Source organism: Sphaerobacter sp. (genome assembly GCF_019683595.1).
Taxonomy (GTDB): domain Bacteria; phylum Chloroflexota; class Chloroflexia; order Thermomicrobiales; family Thermomicrobiaceae; genus Sphaerobacter.
The window spans coordinates 28,547-48,553 of the sequence record NZ_JADGHZ010000006.1; the positions used below are offsets into that span (position 1 = coordinate 28,547).

General features: G+C 66.4%; 11 protein-coding genes and 1 tRNA gene. 11 read left to right on the forward strand and 1 reads right to left on the reverse strand.

Annotated elements, in window-relative coordinates:
* Positions 1–130: 130 nt before the first annotated feature.
* A complete protein-coding gene (locus IRZ30_RS01435; RefSeq protein ID WP_294082144.1) occupies positions 131–889 on the reverse strand; it encodes a molecular chaperone DnaJ in 759 nt (252 codons plus the stop codon).
* Positions 890–1,168: 279 nt separating this feature from the next.
* On the opposite strand from IRZ30_RS01435, the gene IRZ30_RS01440 reads away from it, so the two are divergent.
* The 11 genes from IRZ30_RS01440 (at position 1,169) to IRZ30_RS01490 (ending at position 19,846) form a co-directional block, all read left to right on the forward strand.
* On the forward strand, positions 1,169–2,845 hold the full coding sequence (locus IRZ30_RS01440; RefSeq protein ID WP_294082145.1) for a thiamine pyrophosphate-binding protein: 1,677 nt from the start codon (positions 1,169–1,171) through the stop codon (positions 2,843–2,845).
* Between the two features lie 51 nt (positions 2,846–2,896).
* Positions 2,897–3,154 carry a hypothetical protein gene (locus IRZ30_RS01445; protein WP_294082146.1) on the forward strand — a complete coding sequence of 86 codons (258 nt, stop codon included), beginning with the start codon at positions 2,897–2,899 and terminating at the stop codon, positions 3,152–3,154.
* Positions 3,155–3,241: 87 nt separating this feature from the next.
* A tRNA-Sec gene (locus tag IRZ30_RS01450) sits at positions 3,242–3,338 on the forward strand.
* Between the two features lie 177 nt (positions 3,339–3,515).
* Complete coding sequence (locus IRZ30_RS01455) at positions 3,516–5,543, forward strand: alpha-1,4-glucan--maltose-1-phosphate maltosyltransferase (RefSeq protein ID WP_294082147.1); 2,028 nt, start codon at positions 3,516–3,518, stop codon at positions 5,541–5,543.
* A gap of 21 nt (positions 5,544–5,564) precedes the next feature.
* Complete coding sequence (gene treS, locus IRZ30_RS01460; RefSeq protein ID WP_294082148.1) at positions 5,565–8,930, forward strand: maltose alpha-D-glucosyltransferase; 3,366 nt, start codon at positions 5,565–5,567, stop codon at positions 8,928–8,930.
* A gap of 141 nt (positions 8,931–9,071) precedes the next feature.
* Positions 9,072–11,030: a 1,4-alpha-glucan branching protein GlgB gene (glgB, locus tag IRZ30_RS01465; RefSeq protein WP_366945305.1), complete on the forward strand. Its 1,959-nt coding sequence runs from the start codon at positions 9,072–9,074 to the stop codon at positions 11,028–11,030.
* Positions 11,027–12,889, forward strand: coding sequence for a malto-oligosyltrehalose trehalohydrolase (treZ, locus tag IRZ30_RS01470; protein ID WP_294082150.1), 1,863 nt, complete (start codon positions 11,027–11,029; stop codon positions 12,887–12,889). The genes glgB and treZ overlap by 4 nt, the downstream gene beginning before the upstream one ends.
* The gene (gene treY, locus IRZ30_RS01475) at positions 12,886–15,735 is read left to right on the forward strand and encodes a malto-oligosyltrehalose synthase (RefSeq protein WP_294082151.1); all 2,850 of its coding nucleotides are present in this window, start codon (positions 12,886–12,888) and stop codon (positions 15,733–15,735) included. The genes treZ and treY overlap by 4 nt, the downstream gene beginning before the upstream one ends.
* Positions 15,736–16,107: 372 nt before the next feature.
* Positions 16,108–17,034, forward strand: a complete 927-nt coding sequence (locus IRZ30_RS01480; RefSeq protein WP_294082152.1) for an ABC transporter permease — start codon at positions 16,108–16,110, stop codon at positions 17,032–17,034.
* A gap of 36 nt (positions 17,035–17,070) precedes the next feature.
* Positions 17,071–18,051 (forward strand): ABC transporter permease, encoded by a 981-nt coding sequence (locus tag IRZ30_RS01485; RefSeq protein ID WP_294082153.1) that lies wholly within the window; start codon positions 17,071–17,073, stop codon positions 18,049–18,051.
* A gap of 58 nt (positions 18,052–18,109) precedes the next feature.
* Complete coding sequence (locus IRZ30_RS01490; protein WP_294082154.1) at positions 18,110–19,846, forward strand: peptide ABC transporter substrate-binding protein; 1,737 nt, start codon at positions 18,110–18,112, stop codon at positions 19,844–19,846.
* Positions 19,847–20,007: the final 161 nt, after the last annotated feature.

Below are 20,007 nucleotides of genomic sequence, written 5' to 3' on the forward strand. Positions count from 1 at the left end.
GCCATTCGCTCCTTCCACTGCCGGCCACCCGGGATCGATCGCCCGTCGGCCGCTACGCCCCAAGCATAGCAGCGAAGCGCGAAACTGGGCGCACAGTGGAGCGCCGGAACACTTACCGGGGAGCGCGGCGTTACTCGGCTGCCGAGACGCCGAGTTCGCGACGGCGCTCCTCAAGTTGCCGCAACGCCCGTCGCCGGCGGAGCCGGAGCATGGCCAGTTCCCGATTGAGCCGCACCTCTTCGGCTCGCAGGTAGCGGTGGACTTCGAGGTCACCCCGGCGTAACAGGCGGCCCATCGGCTGCCGCCGGAGATCGTTGAGCTGGCGGCGTACCTCCCCGATCTCGACCTGCCGCTGCCCGACTCGCGCCCGGAGCACCTCGACATCACGCGGCCATTCGCCCTCGTCCGGCCGCGCCCAGATGGCGAGGAGGCGCCGCAACTGGTCCAGGTCGCCCGCCTCGCGCGCTGAGTTGGCGAGGCGCATCACGGCTTCCCGCCGCGAGCGGTCGGCCGGGTCGCGGGCCAGGTCGGGATGGACGAGCCGCGCCAGCGTGCGGTAGAGCTGGCGCAGGGTGATGTCGTCGTGGCCGTTCCGGTTCACCACCTCGCCACGCCGGGTCTGACGCTCGGCGCGCCGGTGGCGCCACTCGGCCCACCAGGCCGCTTCCTCGGCCCGGAAGTTCTCCTCCTCGCGATCCAATTCTTCGTCGCTGAGTGACTGCCGCGCGAACTGCAGCCGCTGGAGCCGCTGGTCCAGCCGCTCGAGCTCTGCCTTGAGACGCTCGATCTCCCGCCGCAGCGGCCCCAGTCGATCCTCGATGCGGCGACGCAGCTCCTCCTGGGCCGCTTCCTCCTCAGTCAGCAGTGCCCGGAGTTGCTCGAGTGCCAACGTTCGGCGGCGCAGCTCGAGTTCGAGTCGGACCCGTTCTAGCTCATCAACACGCGCAGGTAGCACAGGCTTCCCGTAAACCATCCCTCCGCGGACGCAATCAGATTCAGCAATTGTACTTGCACCGAACTCGCCCGCCCACCACAATAGCCACAACTCGCTGAAACCCGGTGCGCCGGGCATGCACCCGACACGCACGGCACCAACCCCAGTGGGACACCCGACCGGCCTCGCAGTGCGCCCTGCCCGGCCGCGGGAGGGGACGAAAGGGGAGAGCTGGTGAAGGTCAACGCGTGGCAGCAGGTGGTCGCGGCGCTCGAAGCCGAGGGGATCCCGTTCGTTTTCGGTCTCCCCGGCGGCGCCAAGCACCTCTACGACGCGCTCTACGACGCGCAGCACGTCCGGCCGGTCCTCGTCCGCCACGAGACATCGGGAGCCTTCATGGCGATGGCGTACGCACGCGTCTCCGGGCAGGTCGGCTGCTGCTTCGGGTGCCCGGGCCCGGGCGTCGCCAACCTCGTGCCTGGTATCCTGGAGGCCTATTCGGGGTGCATCCCCGTGCTCGCCCTGGGCGTGCGCGCCAGCACGCGCACCGAGGGGATGGGTGCCTTCCAGGAAGCCGACCACGTCGGCATGATGACGCCCATCACCAAGTGGGCCGTCACTGTCGAACGGGCGGACCGGGTCGCCTGGACGATCCGCCGCGCGATCTCCATTGCGACCACCGGGAAACCCGGCCCCGTCTACGTGGAGATCCCCGCCGACATCGCATTGGAGGAGGTAGAGCCCACGCCGTACCAGCCTGCCGATCGCAGTGTTCGCCCCGCGCCCGATCCCGAGCGTATCGAGGCGGCACTCGACCTGATCGAGCAGGCGGCGCGACCGGTGCTCGTCTGCGGCGGGGGTGCGGTCCTCTCCCGAGCGACGGCTGAGGTTGAGGGCATTGCCGATGCCCTCGGGATTCCCGTGCTCGTGACACCGGCCGGGCGAGGGATCATCTCGGAGGATCACCCGCTCTTCTGCGGCAGCGTGGGACTCTACCGCACCGAGTTTCCCAAGGCGGTGTACCAAGAGGCCGACTTGCTGATCACAGTCGGCTCGCGCATGGAGGAGTTCCAGTCCGGCGTCTGGCACTACTTCCCCGAGGGTGCGCGCTTCATCCAGATTGACATCGACCCGTTCGAACTGGGTCGCAACTGGGTGCCCGACGTCGCCATTCAAAGCGACGCCGCGCTGGCGCTCGACGCCCTATTGCGCGGCGCAACCCGCCGCGGCCTTCGCGCCGACATGGCTCGCGTCGAGGATTTGCGCGCACGCCGAGCCGAGGCCATAGCCCGGGCCGCCGAGGACGCCCAAGACGATTCCAGCCCGGTGAAGGGGAAGCGCATCGTCCACAGCGTGAACCGGGTCTTCGGCGACAACACCATCCTCGTGCTGGAAAACGGCGCGCAGGATCTGGCGGCGTATTACTGGCCCTACTATCAGGTCAAGGACGCCGGCTGCGTCGTGCCCCCTGCGGAGCAGACGGTCATGGGCCTCGGCGTCGTGGGAGCGATCGGCGCGAAGCTGGCGCGGCCCGATCGCCAGGTCGTCTGCACGACCGGCGACGGCGCCTTCCAGATGGGGATGCACGAGATCGTCACCGCGGTGCAGGAGAAGGCGCCGGTGACGTGGGTCGTGTTCAACGATGGAGCGCTGGGTTGGCCCCGCTGGACCCAACAGACGGCCCTCGGTGGACGGGTCATCGCGACCGAGTTCACGGCGACGTTCGACTTTGTCGCCGTCGCCCGCGCAGCCGGCTGCTGGGCCGTGCGCGTCGAGCGCGCGGAGGATCTCGACGCGGCACTCCAGGCCGCTCGTGATGCCAACCGAGCGGGGCAGCCGGCGGTCGTCGACGTGGCGGTTGATCCCACGGAACACCACCCGGGCTTCTACGAGTTCCACCGGCTCCGGTGACCGCCTGTGGCACAGAATGGGGGTTTGGGTTAGCGACGGAGGGGGACGAGGATGCTCGACCACACTGGAACGCGGCGTGTCCGCTACGAGGACACGTTGCGCGCCATCGGTCACTACCTGGATGAGAACCGGTTCACGCGTATCGCCCTGATCGAGACGCCGGAGGGCTTCTTGATCAAGGCGTACGCGGCGGTCGACTCGCGGTCCGACACGACTTTCGGGGTTCCGCAAACGTACTTGTTCACCAACGAAGACATCGACTATCTCCTGGAAAACGCCTACGCACGGCGACGACCACGAGGACGGTAGCGGCCCGGGCCGTGTCCGCACCGCGCGGACCCGCCGGTGCGAGGCTGCCTGCTATACTTGGCTGCCGAGCCGCTCACGCAGCGTTTTGGGGGCGGATCGGGCCCGGTGGCCCGCCTGGTCTTCAAAATCAGTGCGCGGGGTGACGAGCCTCGCGGGTGGGTTCGACTCCCATGCGCCCCCGCCACATCCGGTCGGGGTGCTCGGTGCGCCGTGCCGGCGCCCGAGGCATCCGCACCGGTACACGACTTGCAGTCCCGCGCGGCGGCCGGAGGGGGACGGGCGGCTCGCAAACTTCCCTTTCCCCGCTCTCACCAGCCGCTCGCTCCCGAGCGCACCTCGATGAGAGAGGAGCCGCATCGCGATGACCGCTCGTGCACGGCCCAACCGTGGCGACGCTCGGACGCTGGACGCAACCGGACGCCAGCGCGTCGTGATCGAAGGCGTTCATCCGGAGATCGATTGCGGTCGCTTCCCGATCAAGCGCGTGGTGGGCGAGCCGGTCGAGGTGGAGGCCGACATCTTCACCGACGGGCACGATTTGATCTCCGCCGTGCTCCTGTACCGGCATGCCGATGACGAGGAGTGGGCTGAGACACCGCTTGAGCCGCTGGTCAACGACCGCTGGCGCGGTGAGTTCGTCGTCACCCGACTCGGACGCTACCACTACGCCCTACGCGCGTGGGTCGATCACTTCAAGACCTGGCACCACGGGCTCCAGCGCAAGCTCGAAGCCGGCCAGGATGTCTCGATCGACCTCCTCATCGGGGCGGACCTGATCGACGCGGCAGCAGCCCGTGCCCCGCAGGCCGATGCGGCCCGGCTCCGCGCCGCCGCCGCGGCACTGCGCGCGGAAAAACCCCTAGCGGAGCGCGCACAGACCGCACTTGACCCGGAGCTGGCAGCGCTCACGACCCGCTACCCCGACACACGCTTCGCCACCCTCTATGACAAGGGCCTGACCGTGGTCGTCGAGCCGGAGCGCGCGCGGTTCAGCACCTGGTACGAGATGTTTCCCCGTTCGGCGTCACCCGAGCCGGGCCGCCCGGGAACGTTGCGCGATGTCGAGGCCCGGCTGCCGTACATCGCCGAGATGGGCTTCGACGTGCTCTACCTGCCGCCGATCCACCCCATAGGCCGCACCAAGCGTAAGGGGCGCAACAACAGTGTCGTCGCCGAACCGGGCGATCCAGGAAGTCCCTGGGCGATCGGGGCGGAAGAGGGCGGCCACAAAGCCATCCACCCGGAGCTCGGGACGCTCGACGACCTCCGCCGTTTGATCGAGCGTGCGCGGGACTTCGGGATCGAGGTCGCGCTCGACCTCGCCTACCAGGCATCACCCGATCACCCGTACGTCCGCGAGCACCCGGAGTGGTTCCGCTGGCGGCCGGACGGCACGATCCAGTACGCCGAGAACCCGCCCAAGAAGTACGAGGACATCTACCCGTTCGACTTCGAGAGCGAGGCGTGGCGCGAGCTGTGGGAGGAGCTGGCCGGCGTCGCACGCTTCTGGATCGAGCAAGGCATCCGCATTTTCCGGGTCGACAACCCGCACACCAAGCCCTTCGCCTTCTGGGAGTGGTTCATCGACAGCATCAAGCGCGATTATCCGGAGGTCATCTTCCTGTCCGAGGCATTCACCCGGCCCAAGGTGATGTACCGGCTTGCCAAGCTCGGGTTCTCGCAATCGTATACCTACTTCGCCTGGCGGACGACCAAACAGGAGTTGATCGACTACTTCACCGAGTTGACCCAGACCGACGTGCGCGACTACTTCAGGCCGAACCTCTGGCCGAACACGCCCGACATCCTGACTGAGCAGTTGCAGCACGGAGGACGGCCCACCTTCATGAGCCGGCTGGTCCTGGCCGCCACGCTCGGCGCCAGTTACGGGATCTACGGCCCGGCCTTCGAGTTGATGGAGCACGTGGCCGTGGCGCCCGGCAAGGAGGAGTACCTCAACTCCGAGAAGTACGAGATCCGCCACTGGGATATCGACCGGCCTGACAGCCTCCGACCCTTCATCGCGCGCGTGAACCGCATCCGTCGCGAGCATCGTGCACTCCAATCGGACCGGAGCCTTCAGTTCCATCGCATCGACAACGACCAGATCCTGGCGTACTCCAAGGTCGCGCCGGGCGAGGACAGCATCGTGGTGGTCGTGAACCTGGATCCGCACTACACCCAGTCGGGCTGGCTCGAACTACCGCTCGACCGCTTCGGCCTCGATCCGGACCAGCCGTATCAGGTGCACGATCTCCTGACTGATGCATACTATCTGTGGCAGGGTGCCTGGAACTATGTCGAGTTGAATCCCAGCCGCGTTCCCGCGCACATCCTGCGTGTCAAGCGCCGACTTCGGACAGAGCGAGATTTCGAGTACTTCACGTAGCGGAGAGGGTTTGCGCGGGTCATGGTCGGCCGACGGGAGCATCAGCCGCTGTTCGAGCGGGAGCCGCTCTGGTACAAGGATGCGATCTTCTACGAGGTGCACGTCCGCGCGTTCTACGACAGCAACGCGGACGGCATCGGCGACTTCCGGGGCCTGGTCGAAAAGCTGGACTACATCCAGGATCTGGGTGTCACCACGATCTGGCTGCTGCCGTTCTACCCGTCGCCGCTGCGCGACGACGGCTACGACATCGCCGACTACACCAACGTTCACCCCGACTACGGCACGCTGCGCGATGTCCGTCGCTTCGTGCGTGAGGCGCACCGGCGCGGTCTCCATGTCGTAACCGAGCTGGTCTGCAACCACACGTCCGACGAACACCCGTGGTTCCAGCGCGCACGCCGCGCCAAGCCGGGCAGTGTCTGGCGGAACTACTACGTCTGGAGCGACACGCCGGAAAAGTACAGGGACGCCCGCATCATCTTCAAGGACTTTGAGCGCTCCAACTGGACCTGGGATCCGGTGGCAGGGGCCTACTACTGGCACCGCTTCTACAGCCACCAGCCGGACCTCAACTACGACAACCCGCGTGTGCGCCGCGAGATCTTCCGCGTTCTCGACTTCTGGCTCGACATGGGGATCGACGGGCTCCGGCTCGACGCCATCCCCTATCTCTACGAGCGCGAGGGTACCAACTGCGAGAACCTACCGGAGACCCATGCCTTTCTGAAGGAGTTGCGGGCGCACATCGACGAGCGCTTCAGCGACCGCATGCTCCTGGCCGAGGCCAACCAGTGGCCCGAGGATGCCGTCCAGTATTTCGGCGACGGCGATGAGTGCCACATGGCCTTCCACTTCCCGCTCATGCCGCGGATGTTCATGGCGCTGCGCATGGAGGACCGCTTCCCCATCATCGACATCCTGGCGCAGACACCCGCCATCCCCGACAACTGCCAGTGGGCGCTGTTCCTGCGCAACCACGACGAGTTGACACTGGAGATGGTCACCGACGATGAGCGGGACTACATGTACCGCGTCTACGCCAACGACCCGCAGATGCGGATCAACCTCGGCATCCGCCGTCGCCTCGCACCGCTCCTCGGGAACAACCGGCGCCGCATCGAGCTGATGAACGGCCTGCTCTTCTCGCTCCCGGGGACGCCGGTGATCTACTACGGCGACGAGATCGGGATGGGCGACAACATCTACCTCGGCGATCGCGATGGCGTCCGCACGCCGATGCAGTGGACCGCCGACCGCAACGCCGGTTTCTCCGAGGCCAAGCGGCAACAGCTCTATCTCCCGGTCATCGTCGACGCCGAGTATCACTACGAAGCGGTCAACGTCGAGGCTCAGCAGAACAATCCCTACTCGCTCCTCTGGTGGATGAAGCGGTTGATCGCCCTGCGCAAGCGGTACCGGGCCTTCGGGCGCGGCAGCCTCGAGTTCTTGTACCCGGAAAACCGGAAGGTGCTCGCCTACATCCGCCGCTACGAGGACGAGCAGATCCTGGTCGTCGCCAATCTGTCCCGCTTCGTCCAGGCGGTGGAGCTCGATCTGTCGGAGTTCCAGGGGTTCATGCCGGTCGAGATGTTCGGGCACATCGAGTTCCCACCGGTGACCGACCAACCCTACTTCCTCACGCTCGGCCCCCACTCCTTCTACTGGTTCATCCTGGAGCCGCAGCGTGTCGGGGGCGACCGGATCGAGATCACGACGCAACCGGAGACACGCCGAACGATCACTGTCGCCCACGACTGGCGAGAAGTCTTTGAGGGACGCGGGCTGGAGCGGCTGGCAGACGTGCTGCCGTCCTACCTCCCGACTCGGCGCTGGTTCGGCGGGAAGGCGCGCAAGATCAAGGGAGCCGTGATCCTCGACGTGATTCCGGTGCAGAATGGAGACGAGCCGACCTATGCGGCCGTCGCCCAGGTCGACTACCGAGAAGGCGACTCCGATCACTACCTGCTCCTGTTGTCGGCCGCGGACTCGTCGAAGAGTTCGGAGATCCTGGAAACAGCACCGCACGCCATCGCCGCCCGTGTTCGCGCCCGGAACGGTGCCGAATGGCTGCTGTTCGACGCTCTCGTCCGTCCCGGCATCGGCAACACCCTCCTCGACCTGATCGCGGGCCGTCGCCGCATCAAGGGAATGGCCGGGGAGATCGTCGGCGAACGCGCCAGCTACTTGCGCCGGTACCAGGTCTCGCGGGACGCGCTCGAACCGCGCGTCATGAACGCGGAGCAGAGCAACACCTCGATCGTCTTCGGCGATCACCTCGTGCTCAAACTGTACCGGCGTCTCCATCCCGGAGTGAACCCGGACCTCGAAATCAACCGTTACCTGACCGCACGCCGGTTCCCGAACACCCCGCCCTTCGCCGGGTCTATCGAGTACCGGCGCAAGGGTGGAGAGCCAATGAGTCTTGCCCTGCTGCAGGGCTTCGTGCCGAACGAGGGCGATGCCTGGACCTACACCCTGGATTCACTTGGACGATTTTTCGAGCGCGCGCTCACCGTACCCACCGAGCTTTCCAGCATGCCGGTGCGTGCCGAGACCCTCTTGGACCTGGCCGACACCGAGGCGCCGGAGGAGGCCCATGCGCTCCTGGAAGGCTATCTGGCAGACGCGCATCGCCTCGGCCAGCGCACGGCGGAGATGCACCTTGCTCTCGCCAGCAACTCCCAGGACCCGGCCTTCACGCCGGAGCCGATGACCGTGTTCGATCAGCGCTCGCTCTATCAGTCGATGCGGACGCTCACCTTGCAGGTCTTCGAGACCCTCCGCCGACGCGTGCACGCCCTGGAGCAGCCGCTGCAGGAGGAGGCGCGTGCGGTCCTCGCCGCGGAGCAGGAGATCCTCCAGCGCTTCCACGCGGTGCGGAGCGAGCGCCTCTCCGGCGCCCGCATCCGCATCCACGGTGACTTCCATCTCGGGCAGGTGCTCTATACCGGCAACGACTTCGTGATGATCGACTTCGAAGGCGAACCGGCCCGTCCGATCAGCGAGCGGCGCCGCAAGCGATCGGCGATCACCGACGTCGCCGGGATGCTGCGCTCGTTCCACTACGCCACCCACGCCGCGCTGCTCCGCGCCCAGGACCAGGGGATCGTGCGCGATGCGGACCTCGTCACGCTGGAGCCGGCCGCCCAATTCTGGTACCAGTGGGTCGCGGTCTCCTTCCTCCGGGGCTACCTCAGCACCGCCGACGGTGCCGAGTTCGTCCCATCCGACCGCCACCACCTGGAAGTCTTGCTCGACGCCTTCTTGCTGGAGAAGGCTGTCTACGAGGTCGGTTACGAGTTGAACAACCGGCCCGATTGGCTACGGATCCCGCTAGCGGGCATCCTGGCGATCCTGAGCAGATCGGCCGTGCCGGAGCACTGACAAGAAAGCTGGCACGGAGCCTGCGCCAGCCGGGACGGTGGATGGATGATCGACGGAGTCGGCCTCCTCTCGGTCATGCGGCAGAGTGGGGGCCGGCCCGAAGGCGCCGCGTGCAGGAGGGGAGACACCGTGCCAAACGAGATCGACCGGCGATCGACGTCCTTGCCCTCCGCGGCAGGGCCGTCGCCGGCAGCCAGCCCATCGCTGCTGAGCGCCGACGACCTCTACCTCTTCAACGAGGGCTCCCACCTGCGCCTGTACGAGCACCTCGGCGCGCATCCAATGGTCGTGGGGGACGTACCTGGTACGTACTTCGCGGTCTGGGCGCCCAATGCCGAGCGCGTCGCCGTGATCGGCGATTTCAACGACTGGGACCCCACCCGTCATCTCCTGCGTCCGCGCGAGCAGTCGGGAATCTGGGAGGGATTCATCCCCGGAGTCGGGCACGGTGCCCTCTACAAGTACCACATCGTCTCGCACTACCACGGCTATGAGGTCGATAAGGCCGATCCGTTCGCCTTCTTCGCCGAGGTCCCACCCAAGACGGCATCGATCGTCTGGGATCTCGACTACACCTGGGGCGATCAGGAGTGGATGACGACGCGCGGCGCACGCAATGCCTTAGACGCGCCGATCGCGATCTACGAGGTCCACCTCGGCTCCTGGATGCGCGTCCCCGAGGAGGGAAACCGCTCGCTGAGCTACCGCGAGCTGGCACCCCGGCTCGCCGACTACGTGACCCGCATGGGCTTCACGCACGTCGAATTCCTGCCGGTGATGGAGCACCCCTTCTTCGGATCATGGGGCTACCAGATCACCGGCTACTTCGCCCCGTCGAGCCGCTACGGCACCCCCCAGGACTTCATGTTCCTGGTGGACTATTTGCACCAGCACGGCATCGGCGTGATCCTCGACTGGGTGCCGTCCCACTTCCCCACCGACGATTTTGGGCTCGCCTTTTTCGACGGCACGCACCTGTACGAGCACGCGGACCCGCGCAAGGGGTTCCACCCCGATTGGAACAGCTACATCTTCAACTACGGTCGGAACGAAGTTCGCAGCTTTCTCCTGAGCAACGCCCTGTTCTGGCTCGATCGCTATCACGTCGACGGCCTGCGCGTGGACGCCGTCGCCTCCATGCTCTACCTCGACTACTCCCGCAAACCCGGCGAGTGGATCCCCAACGAGCACGGCGGCCGGGAGAACCTGGAGGCGATCAGCCTGCTGCGTCGCCTGAACGAAGAGGTCTACCGGCACTATCCCGATGTGCAGACCATCGCCGAGGAGTCAACCGCCTGGCCCATGGTTTCTCGCCCGACCTACGTCGGCGGCCTCGGCTTCGGCATGAAGTGGGACATGGGCTGGATGCACGACACCCTCAGCTACATGGCCCGCGACCCGATCCATCGGCGCTACCACCACCACGAGCTGACCTTTCGGATGATCTACGCCTTCACCGAGAACTTCGTGCTCCCCCTGTCGCACGACGAGGTGACCCACGGGAAGGGCTCACTGCTGGGGAAGATGCCGGGCGACGACTGGCAGAAGTTCGCCAACCTCCGCCTGCTCCTGGCCTACATGTGGGCCCAACCGGGCAAGAAGCTCCTCTTCATGGGTGGAGAGTTCGGGCAGTGGCAGGAGTGGAACCACGACGCCAGCGTCCAGTGGGATCTGCTCCAGTACGCACCTCACCAGGGCATCCAGCGGCTGGTCGAGGATCTCAACCGACTGTACCGGGAGCTGCCGGCCTTGCACGAGCGCGACTTCGACCCGGAGGGCTTTGCCTGGATCGACGCCAACGACGCGGAGCAGAGCGTGGTGACATTCCTCCGCAGGGGACGGGCTGAGGGAAACGAGATCGTCGCCGCCTTCAACTTCACCCCCGTGCCACGCCACAACTACATCATCGGCGTGCCGCACTTGGGCCGCTGGCGGGAGATCCTGAACAGCGACGCGACTGTGTACGGCGGCAGCGGCCAGGGGAACCTCGGCGGCGTCACGGCCAACCCGGTCCCGTCGCACGGCTACACGCAATCGATCACGATCACCATCCCACCGCTCGGCGCCGTGTTCTTCACGCCCGACGGGGCGCAGTCATGACCCGGCCCGCCGCGCCGGGGCTGGGAGCGACCTATCTCGGCGACAACCGAACCCACTTCCTCGTCTGGGCTCCGTTCGCAACCACGGTCGATGTACGTCTGATCGGCCCGACGCCACGTGAGGTGCGCCTCTCGCCACTGCCGCGCGGTTACCACGCGGCCACCGTCGACGATGTCCGGCCCGGGTCCCGCTACAGCTTCGTCCTCGACGGCACCGTCGAGCGACCCGACCCGGCCTCCCGTTCCCAACCAGAGGGCGTCCATCGGCCGTCGGAGGTGATCGACCTCTCCCGGTTCCCCTGGACCGACCAGGGTTGGTGCGGCCTGTCGCTCCGCGAGTACGTCATCTACGAGCTCCACGTGGGCACATTCAGCGACGAGGGGACATTCGACGGCGTCATCCCCTACCTCGACGGCCTGCGCGACCTCGGGATCACCGCCGTCGAAATCATGCCGGTTGCCCAGTTCCCAGGGGACCGCAACTGGGGCTACGACGGCGTCCACCCCTTCGCCGCCCAGAACAGCTACGGCGGCGCGGAGGGGCTGGTCCGGCTCGTCGACGCCTGTCACCAGCGCGGCCTCGCGGTGGTCCTCGACGTCGTCAACAACCATCTCGGTCCCGAGGGCAACTACCTCGGCGACTTCGGCCCGTACTTCACCGAACGCTACCACACACCGTGGGGTGCGGCGCTGAACTTCGACGGCCCGCACAGCGACGAGGTTCGCCGCTACTTCATCGAGAGCGCGTGCTACTGGATTGACTCCCTCCACATCGACGCGCTGCGGCTCGACGCGGTCCATGAGATCTTCGACCGCTCGGCGCATCCGTTCCTCCAGGAGTTAGCGGAAACGGTGCACGAACTGGCCGAGCGACGCAACCGGCGCGTCCACCTGATCGCGGAGAGCGACCTGAACGATCCGAGGCTCGTCCGGCCGCCGTTACTCGGTGGATACGGCTTGAGCGCCCAATGGAACGACGACTTCCACCATGCCGTCGACGCGCTCCTGACCGGTGCGCGGAGCCCCTATCGCCGTGATTTCGGCACCATCGATGACCTGGCTCGCGCCTACCGTGACGGCTTCGTCTACTCCGGCCAGTACTCGCAGCGCCGCCGGCGCCGCTTCGGCGCCCCGCTCACGGGCGTGGAGGCGCAGCAACTGGTGGTCTTCGTCCAGAACCACGACCAGGTCGGCAATCGCGTGGACGGCGAGCGGTTGGCTACCCTGACCTCGTTTGACGGGCTCCGCCTCGCCGCCGCGGCGACGATCCTGTCGCCCTACGTGCCGCTGCTCTTCATGGGCGAGGAGTACGGGGAGACGACCCCGTTCCACTACTTCACCAGCCACACCGACCCGGACCTGGTGGCTGCCGTCCGGGAGGGACGACAGCGGGAGTTCGCCGAGCACTGGGACCGCGACGCGCCCGATCCCCAGGATCCCGCACTCTTCGTCACCTCACGCCTGCGCCGTGAACTGGCTGAGCGCGAACCGCACGGGCAGCTTAGGTCGCTCTACCGCGAACTGCTCACACTTCGATGTGAACTGCCGTCTCTGGCGCACCTGAGCCGGGACACCATGGAGGTGACGGTGGCCCGGCCGGCTCAGGTGCTCTTCGTGCACCGCTGGCACGGGTCGGATGCGACGATCCTGGCGTTGAACTTCGACGACCACTCCGCAGCGGTTCCGCTCCCGGTTGCAGGTGGCGCCTGGCACAAGCGGCTCGACACCGCCGAACCTACGTGGGGCGGGCCGGGTAGTCCTGCTCCCGAAATGGTCGACGCCGGCCAGTCCACGGCCGTGTCGCTACCGCAGCGCGCTGCCGTGCTCTACCAGCGCGAGATCACCGAGAACGCGCCATGAGCGAGGTGCCGTCCGTCCCGACCGCGACCTATCGGCTGCAACTCAACCGTGACTTCGGCTTTGCAGCGGCCCGCGCGCTGGTCCCCTACCTCGACCGGCTCGGGATCAGCCACGTCTACGTCTCGCCCATCTTCGCCGCCCGGAGCGGCAGCACCCACGGGTACGACGTGGTCGACCCCAGCCGGTTGAACCCCGAACTCGGAACCGAAGCCGACTTTGCGGCGTTCGTCGACGCCCTACACGCCCGCGGGATGGGACTGATCCTGGACATCGTGCCGAACCACATGGCCGCCAGCACGGAGAACCCGTGGTGGACCGACGTGCTGACATGGGGCCGAGCGTCGCCGTACGCGGGCTACTTTGCCATCGACTGGCGCGGCCGGGATCCGTCATCCGGCGAGCCGCAGAAGATCCTCCTGCCCATGCTCGGTGAGCCGTATGGTCAGGCGCTTGAGTCTGGCGCCTTGCAGCCCCGCCTGGATGCCGACGGTCTTTTCATCGACTACCATGGGCTCCGCTTCCCACTGAACCCTGGCACCTACCACCTCGTGCTTAATCTCGACAGCTCGGCCGCCTCGGACGACGCATACCACCAGATCGCCGCGATCGCCACCGCGTCCCGCGCACTGGCAATCGGTTTGCTCGATGCCGCCGACCATGCCCGGCGGACGGCCGCGGCACGGACACTCATCGACAACCTCTGGTCCCTCTACGCCGGTGGAGGAACCGCTCACGCCACGATCGAGGACTGCCTCGCCACGGTACAGGGCACGCCGGGTGATCCCGCGTCGTTCGATCGGCTCCACGCCTTGCTCGAGGCGCAGCCGTACCGCCTTGCCTTCTGGAAGGTCGCCGCCGAGCGAGCCACCTACCGGCGTTTCTTCGACATCAGCGACCTTGTCGCCGTGCGGGCCGAAGACCCGGCCGTCGTCGAGGCGACCCACACGCTCATCTTCCGATTGATCCAGGAGGGACAAGCCCAGGGGTTGCGCGTCGACCACGTCGACGGCCTCCGCGACCCGGCCGGATACCTGCGCTACGTGCGGCGGAGACTCGAACGTGCCGGCGCTCCCTCGCCGTATATCGTCGTTGAGAAGATCCTGGCACCCGGTGAAGAACTGCCACCGGACTGGCCCGTGGAGGGCACGACCGGCTACGACTTCCTCAATGTCCTCACGGCCGTCTTCGTTGACCCCGACGGGCTCGCCGAGCTCGGGAACAGCTACGGCCGGTTCACCGGTGGCTACGCGTCGTTCGATGATGTCGCGCGGCGGGAGAAGCGCCGTGTCATCCACGACCTCTTCGCCGGGGAGATGCGGAGCCTCGTGCGGCGACTCGAATCGATCGCCGCGCACGACCGCCACGCGCGAGACCTGAGCCCCGAGGAACTGCGTGCGGCGCTGGTCGCGGTCACGGCATGCCTGCCCGTCTACCGGACCTACTCCGCTCATGACAGGACGGCGCCACACCACGCACTCTGGGTCGACGCCGCGATCGCCGCCGCCGAACGGGACGAACCCTCGATCCCCGCCCCGATCTTAGCCTTCCTCCGACGGGTGCTCCTGCTGGACTACCCGCCGACACTGAGCGAGGAGCAACGCCACGCCTGGCGCGAGTTCGTCGCCCACTGGCAGCAGGTGACCGGACCGGTGACAGCGAAAGGAGTCGAGGACACCGCCTTTTACGTCTACAACCGGCTCCTCGCCCTCAACGAGGTCGGCGGTAACCCGGACGTAATCGGGGATCCAGTTGTCGCCTTCCACGCCTTCAATGCCCACCGTCGCACGGAGTGGCCCCACAGTCTCAACGCCACCTCGACGCACGACACCAAGCGCGGCGCGGAGGTGCGGGCCCGGCTCGTCGCGCTCTCCGAGTTGCCCCGCGAGTGGGAACGCGCGGTACGCCGTTGGAGCCGCTGGAACCAGCCGTGGAAACCGATCGTCGGCGGCCGTCCCGTCCCCGATGCCAACGAGGAGTGGTTTATCTATCAGACGCTGGTCGGCGCCTGGCCACTCGCCGATGGCGACCTTCCCAGCTTTCGCGACCGGCTGGACACATACCTGCGCAAGGCGATGCGAGAGGCGAAGGCCGCCACGAGCTGGCTCCAGCCCAATCCCGAGCACGAGGAAGCGGTGCTGGGGTTTGTCGACGCCATCCTCACGCCCGGAGAGGAGAACCGGTTTCTCCCCGACTTCGTCCGTTTCACGCGCCGAATCGCGGCCTACGGGGCCATCACCGGGCTCGCCCAGGCCGTGCTCCACGTGACCGCGCCCGGAATTCCCGACATCTACCGCGGCACCGAGGTTTGGGACCTGACGCTGGCCGACCCCGACAACCGACGCCCCGTTGACTACGGGCTCCTGAACCAGATGCTGCAGGAGGTCGGCGGAAGGCGCGGCGAAATACCGGAACGACGGTCAACACTCGGTCTAGCCGACGGGGTTGACGGGCGCATCAAGCTGAAGGTGCTGGCACGTGCCCTGGCCACCCGCCGCGCCGACCCCGACCTGTTCGCGACACGTGACTACCTGCCACTCGAACCCCAGGGGGAACAGGCGTCCCACCTCGTGGCCTTCGCGCGGCGTCACCAGGATCGCTGGGCCGTCACGATCGCGCCACGACTCGTTGCGACGCTTCGGCCGCGCGCGACCCCACCCATCGGCCGCAGAGCGTGGGGAGACACGTGCATCATGCTCCCGCCCGGCGCGCCAGTCGTGTGGCGTGATGCGCTGACCGGGCAACGACTTCGCGCCCTGCCCAGCGCGGCAGGCTGGGCTATCCCCATCGCCCACGCATTCCGGACGCTCCCCGTCTCCCTGCTGGTGGGAAACGGCGCGACGCGCTAGACACTGTGATCATCTCCTACGTTGCGCGAGCAGAGCCCACAGGCGAAGCAGGGCTCGCGATGGATTCAGTGCGGCATCAGGTCGCGGGGTGCACCGTAGCGTTGTGCGGAATGGCGCCCGCAGACGTACCCCAAGAGGCGTCCTCGATGAAACGTGTCCAACACTGTTCTTACAGTCTGATCTTCACGCCCCTCATCCTGGTCCTTTACAGGTATGAGCGATCCTGCTACCATGCCCATGACCAACGGATCATCACGTTCGCGAGCGCACCGCGTGCTCCCCTGATGGTGTCTCCTCATGCGGTATCGCTCGGTGTAGCTGCGGCCATGCGTGTGCCACGCAGCCCTCCGGCAAGGGAGAGGGAGATCGTTCGTGGGACGATTTGTGGTGCGTCGGCTCCTCCTGCTGATTCCCACCCTGCTCAGCGTCTACACGATCACGTTCCTGCTCATCCACGCCACTCCGGGCGGGCCGTGGGATACCGGGGACAAGCCCATATCCGAGGAGGCAATCGCCGCGTTGAACCGGGCCTACGGGCTGGACAAGCCGATGTGGCGTCAGTACACGGACTACCTACTTGACGCAGTCCGCGGGGACTTCGGCCCATCCTACTCACAACGAAGCCGGGATGTGACGGACATCGTCAAAGACTTCCTGCCCGTCTCGATCAAGCTGGGCGTGGTGGCAATGCTCATCGCAGCCGCGATCGGCATCACCGCGGGCACCATCGGTGCCGTAAAGCAGAACACGCCGCTGGACTACCTCGCCACCTTCGGCGCGATCGTGGGGGTCTCGTCGCCGTCCTATGTGATCGCCTCACTCATGATCCTCGTCTTTGCTTCGTATCTGCATTGGCTGCCGACCGGCGGCTGGGATGGGGTGTTCAGCAAGCACGCCATCATCCCCGCGCTGGCGCTTGCCCTCGGTCCCGCGGCGGCGCTCGCCCGGTACACCCGGGCCAGCCTGCTTGAGGTCTTGCGGCACGACTACATTCGGACCGCCCGAGCCAAGGGGCAGCACGAGCGCCGGGTGATCATCCGGCACGGGCTCCGTAACGCCCTGATTCCCGTGGTCACGCTCATGGGTTTGCAGTTTGCCAACGTGGCGACCGGCTCGTTCTTTGTCGAAACCGTGTGCGGCGTCCCCGGCATCGGTCGCTACTTCGTGCGCAGCATTGCCGTCCGCGACTATCCGGTAATCCTGGCTACCACGCTGATATTCGCGGTAGCGATCAGCGTCATGAACCTGCTGGTCGACCTCCTCTATGGCGTGCTCGATCCGCGGATCTCGTACGACTGACGCGGTTGACGGAGTGATCTGGAAGGGTGGCGAATCATGGCCGTGCGCCCGAGCGCACGCGAAACGGAAGACGCCGGCGTGAAGCTGGTATCGGCGCTGGATCGGACACCGCCGGCCTCGCTCTACCGCGACGCCTGGCGCCGCTTCCGGCGCAATCGCGTCGCACTCGCGGGGCTGATCTACATCGCCGTGCTCGTCGTGGTCGCCGTCACCGCGCCACTAATCGCGCCCTATCCCTACGACGTACAGGATGTGACCGCGATCACGAGGCGCCCAGACAGCACGTACTTGCTGGGAACCGATCAGTTGGGGCGCGACATTCTGAGCCGCCTGATCTACGGGTCCCGCGTGTCGCTGCTGGTGGGCGTCGTGGTGCAGGTGGTGATCGTGGCGATCGGCGTGCCGGTCGGCCTGGTGGCTGGCTACTTCGGCGGTAAGATCGACACCCTGCTCATGCGCATCGTCGATGTGCTCTACGCCTTTCCGAACCTCCTGTTCGTCATCATCATCATGACCTACCTCAAGGCACAGTTTCAGCATGCGACGAGCGGGTTGCTGGTGCCGTTGAAGTCGATCGACCGCGCGACCGGCGGCCTGTTGGGTGTCTACATCGGGCTCGGGCTTGTCTCCTGGCTCACGGTGTCTCGCCTGGTCCGTGGTCAGATCACCTCGCTCCGGAACAAGGAGTTTGTGGAGGCAGCGCGGGCCATCGGTGCGACGGATGCGCGCATCATGACGCGGCACCTCCTCCCGAACACGTTGGCGGTCATCATCGTAGCCACGACGCTCGGGCTCCCGGCAGCAATTCTGGGTGAAGCCGGTATCAGCTTCCTCGGATTGGGCGTGAACGTCCCGACCCCGTCATGGGGATCGATGATCGCGGATGGCGTAAGCCAACTCCGGTCCTACCCGCACATCCTGTTGTCACCGGCTATCGCCTTGTCGCTGACGGTCCTGTCGTTCAACTTCGTGGGCGACGGCCTCCGCGACGCACTCGACCCGTGGATGAAGCAGTAGGTCCCGCAATGGCGGGTAACCGCTGAGGACGGTTCACACGTAGAGGAGGAGTCAGTCGATGGGTGAGGAGACTCGCATCAGCGAACGCGTCATCTCACGGCGCCGCCTCTTGTCCCTCTCGGTGGTCGGGGGCGCGGCCGCGCTCCTGGTCGCGTGCGGAGGCGGGAACGAGACCCCATCAGCGGATGAGACACAATCAGCCGGCGGCGGTGAGAGCGCAGGGTCGGGCGGCCAGGGCACCACGCCTGCCGCATCGGGGGACAGCGGCGACGCCGAACTCGCAGATGAGCAGGTGTTCCGCTATGCCTCGCAAGAGCCTGAGGACGCCGACCCGGGAATTACGGGCAGCCCCTGGAGTCTCAGCGAGCTGTTTGAGGGGCTGGTCGTAATCGACCCGCGAGACGGATCATTCATCCCCAGCATGGCTGAGAAGTACGAGCCGAACAGCGACGGCTCGAAGTGGACCTTCACCATGCGACCGGGCGTCGTCTGGTCCGACGGTACCCCGATCACAGCCAAGGACTTCGAGTGGTCGTGGAAGCGTGTGATGGACCCGCAGACCGCCTCGAAGTACGCGGCCATCTTCTATCCGATCCAGAACGGCGAGGAGGTCGCGAAGGGCGAGCTGCCTCCCGATGAGCTCGGCGTCAAGGCGATCGATGACAGCACCTTTGAAGTCACCCTGAAGGAACCCACCCCGTTCTTCCCAATCATCGCCGCAACCTGGACTGCCTACCCCGTTCCGCGGCACGTGATCGAAAAGGTCGGCAACCGGTGGCTCGAGCCGGAGAACATCGTGGTCAATGGTCCATTCATCCTCACTGAATGGAAGCACGACCAGTTGATGGTCTTCGAGCCGAACCCCAACTACTGGGGAGAGAAGCCGACGCTCACCCGGGCAGAGTTCATTCTCTACGACGACGCGACGGCGAAGGGCCTTCCGGCCTACGAGAACGACGAGATCGACCATGCGCTCGTGCCGAGCTCCGAGTACGATCGGGTGCGTGAGGATCCGGTCCTCTCCAAGGAGATGCAGGGGTACCCGACCTCCAGCACCGAGCAGATCCACTTTGACTGCTCGAATCCCCCGACCAACGACATCCGGGTGCGCCAGGCGCTGGCCCTCGGGTTCCGGCGCGAACCGCTGATCAAGGACGTCCTGAAGGACTACTACCTGCCGGCGCCCACGATCCTACCCGACGATATCCCCGGCCATAACCCCGACGCCGCGCTCGAAGGCGATCTCGAAAAGGCCAAGTCCCTGCTGGCAGAGGCCGGTTTCCCGAATGGACAGGGTTGGCCGGAGGACTTCACGCTGGTCTACCGCAACACGTCGCCGCTGCCGCTCATCGCGCAGTACCTCCAGCAGGAGTGGAAGCAGAACCTTGGGATCACCGTCCAGCTCCAGCCGATGGAGCCGCGTGCGTACGTCGAGTGGCGCAGCGCGCGGGAGACCCAACCATACAACGCGCACATGGGGATCTGGGGCTCCGACTACAGCGACCCGAGCAACTGGCACAACCAGCTCTATGCGTCGAACGCGGACTTCTACAAGACCCACTGGAAGAACGACGAGTTCGACAGCATCGTCGCCAAGGCGATGACCATGACCGACCCGGATGCGCGGGCCGCGGAGTACGCCAAGGCGGAGGAGATCCTGATACGAGAGGCAGCTCACGTGCCGATCTACCACGGTCAGCGCTTCTTCGTCACCAAGCCGTACGTGAAGGATGTCTACCATTTCCCGACGGCAGCGGCAGGGTCCTGGCTCAAGTACATCAAGATCGTGAAGTAACCGGCCGCACCCTGAGGATGGCGTTGGGCGGACCTGCCTGGTAAACCCGCCAGCCGCCCGCGCCTCCCTTCGCGCCATCCTGAGTGCAGCCGGAAGGTGCGGGCGCTCCGGGGGCGGCTGGTCGCCGCCCCCGGCTCCGCTCAGGAGGAGAGGGACCTAGC

What these genes read in the sequence shown, in the direction of transcription:
- IRZ30_RS01445 (WP_294082146.1), top strand. Translation starts at nt 2,897, where the DNA reads ATGCTCGACCACACTGGAACGCGGCGTGTCCGCTACGAGGACACGTTG.
- treZ (WP_294082150.1), top strand. Translation starts at nt 11,027, where the DNA reads ATGACCCGGCCCGCCGCGCCGGGGCTGGGAGCGACCTATCTCGGCGAC.
- treY (WP_294082151.1), top strand. Translation starts at nt 12,886, where the DNA reads ATGAGCGAGGTGCCGTCCGTCCCGACCGCGACCTATCGGCTGCAACTC.
- treS (WP_294082148.1), top strand. Translation starts at nt 5,565, where the DNA reads ATGGTCGGCCGACGGGAGCATCAGCCGCTGTTCGAGCGGGAGCCGCTC.
- IRZ30_RS01455 (WP_294082147.1), top strand. Translation starts at nt 3,516, where the DNA reads ATGACCGCTCGTGCACGGCCCAACCGTGGCGACGCTCGGACGCTGGAC.
- IRZ30_RS01490 (WP_294082154.1), top strand. Translation starts at nt 18,110, where the DNA reads ATGGGTGAGGAGACTCGCATCAGCGAACGCGTCATCTCACGGCGCCGC.
- IRZ30_RS01485 (WP_294082153.1), top strand. Translation starts at nt 17,071, where the DNA reads ATGGCCGTGCGCCCGAGCGCACGCGAAACGGAAGACGCCGGCGTGAAG.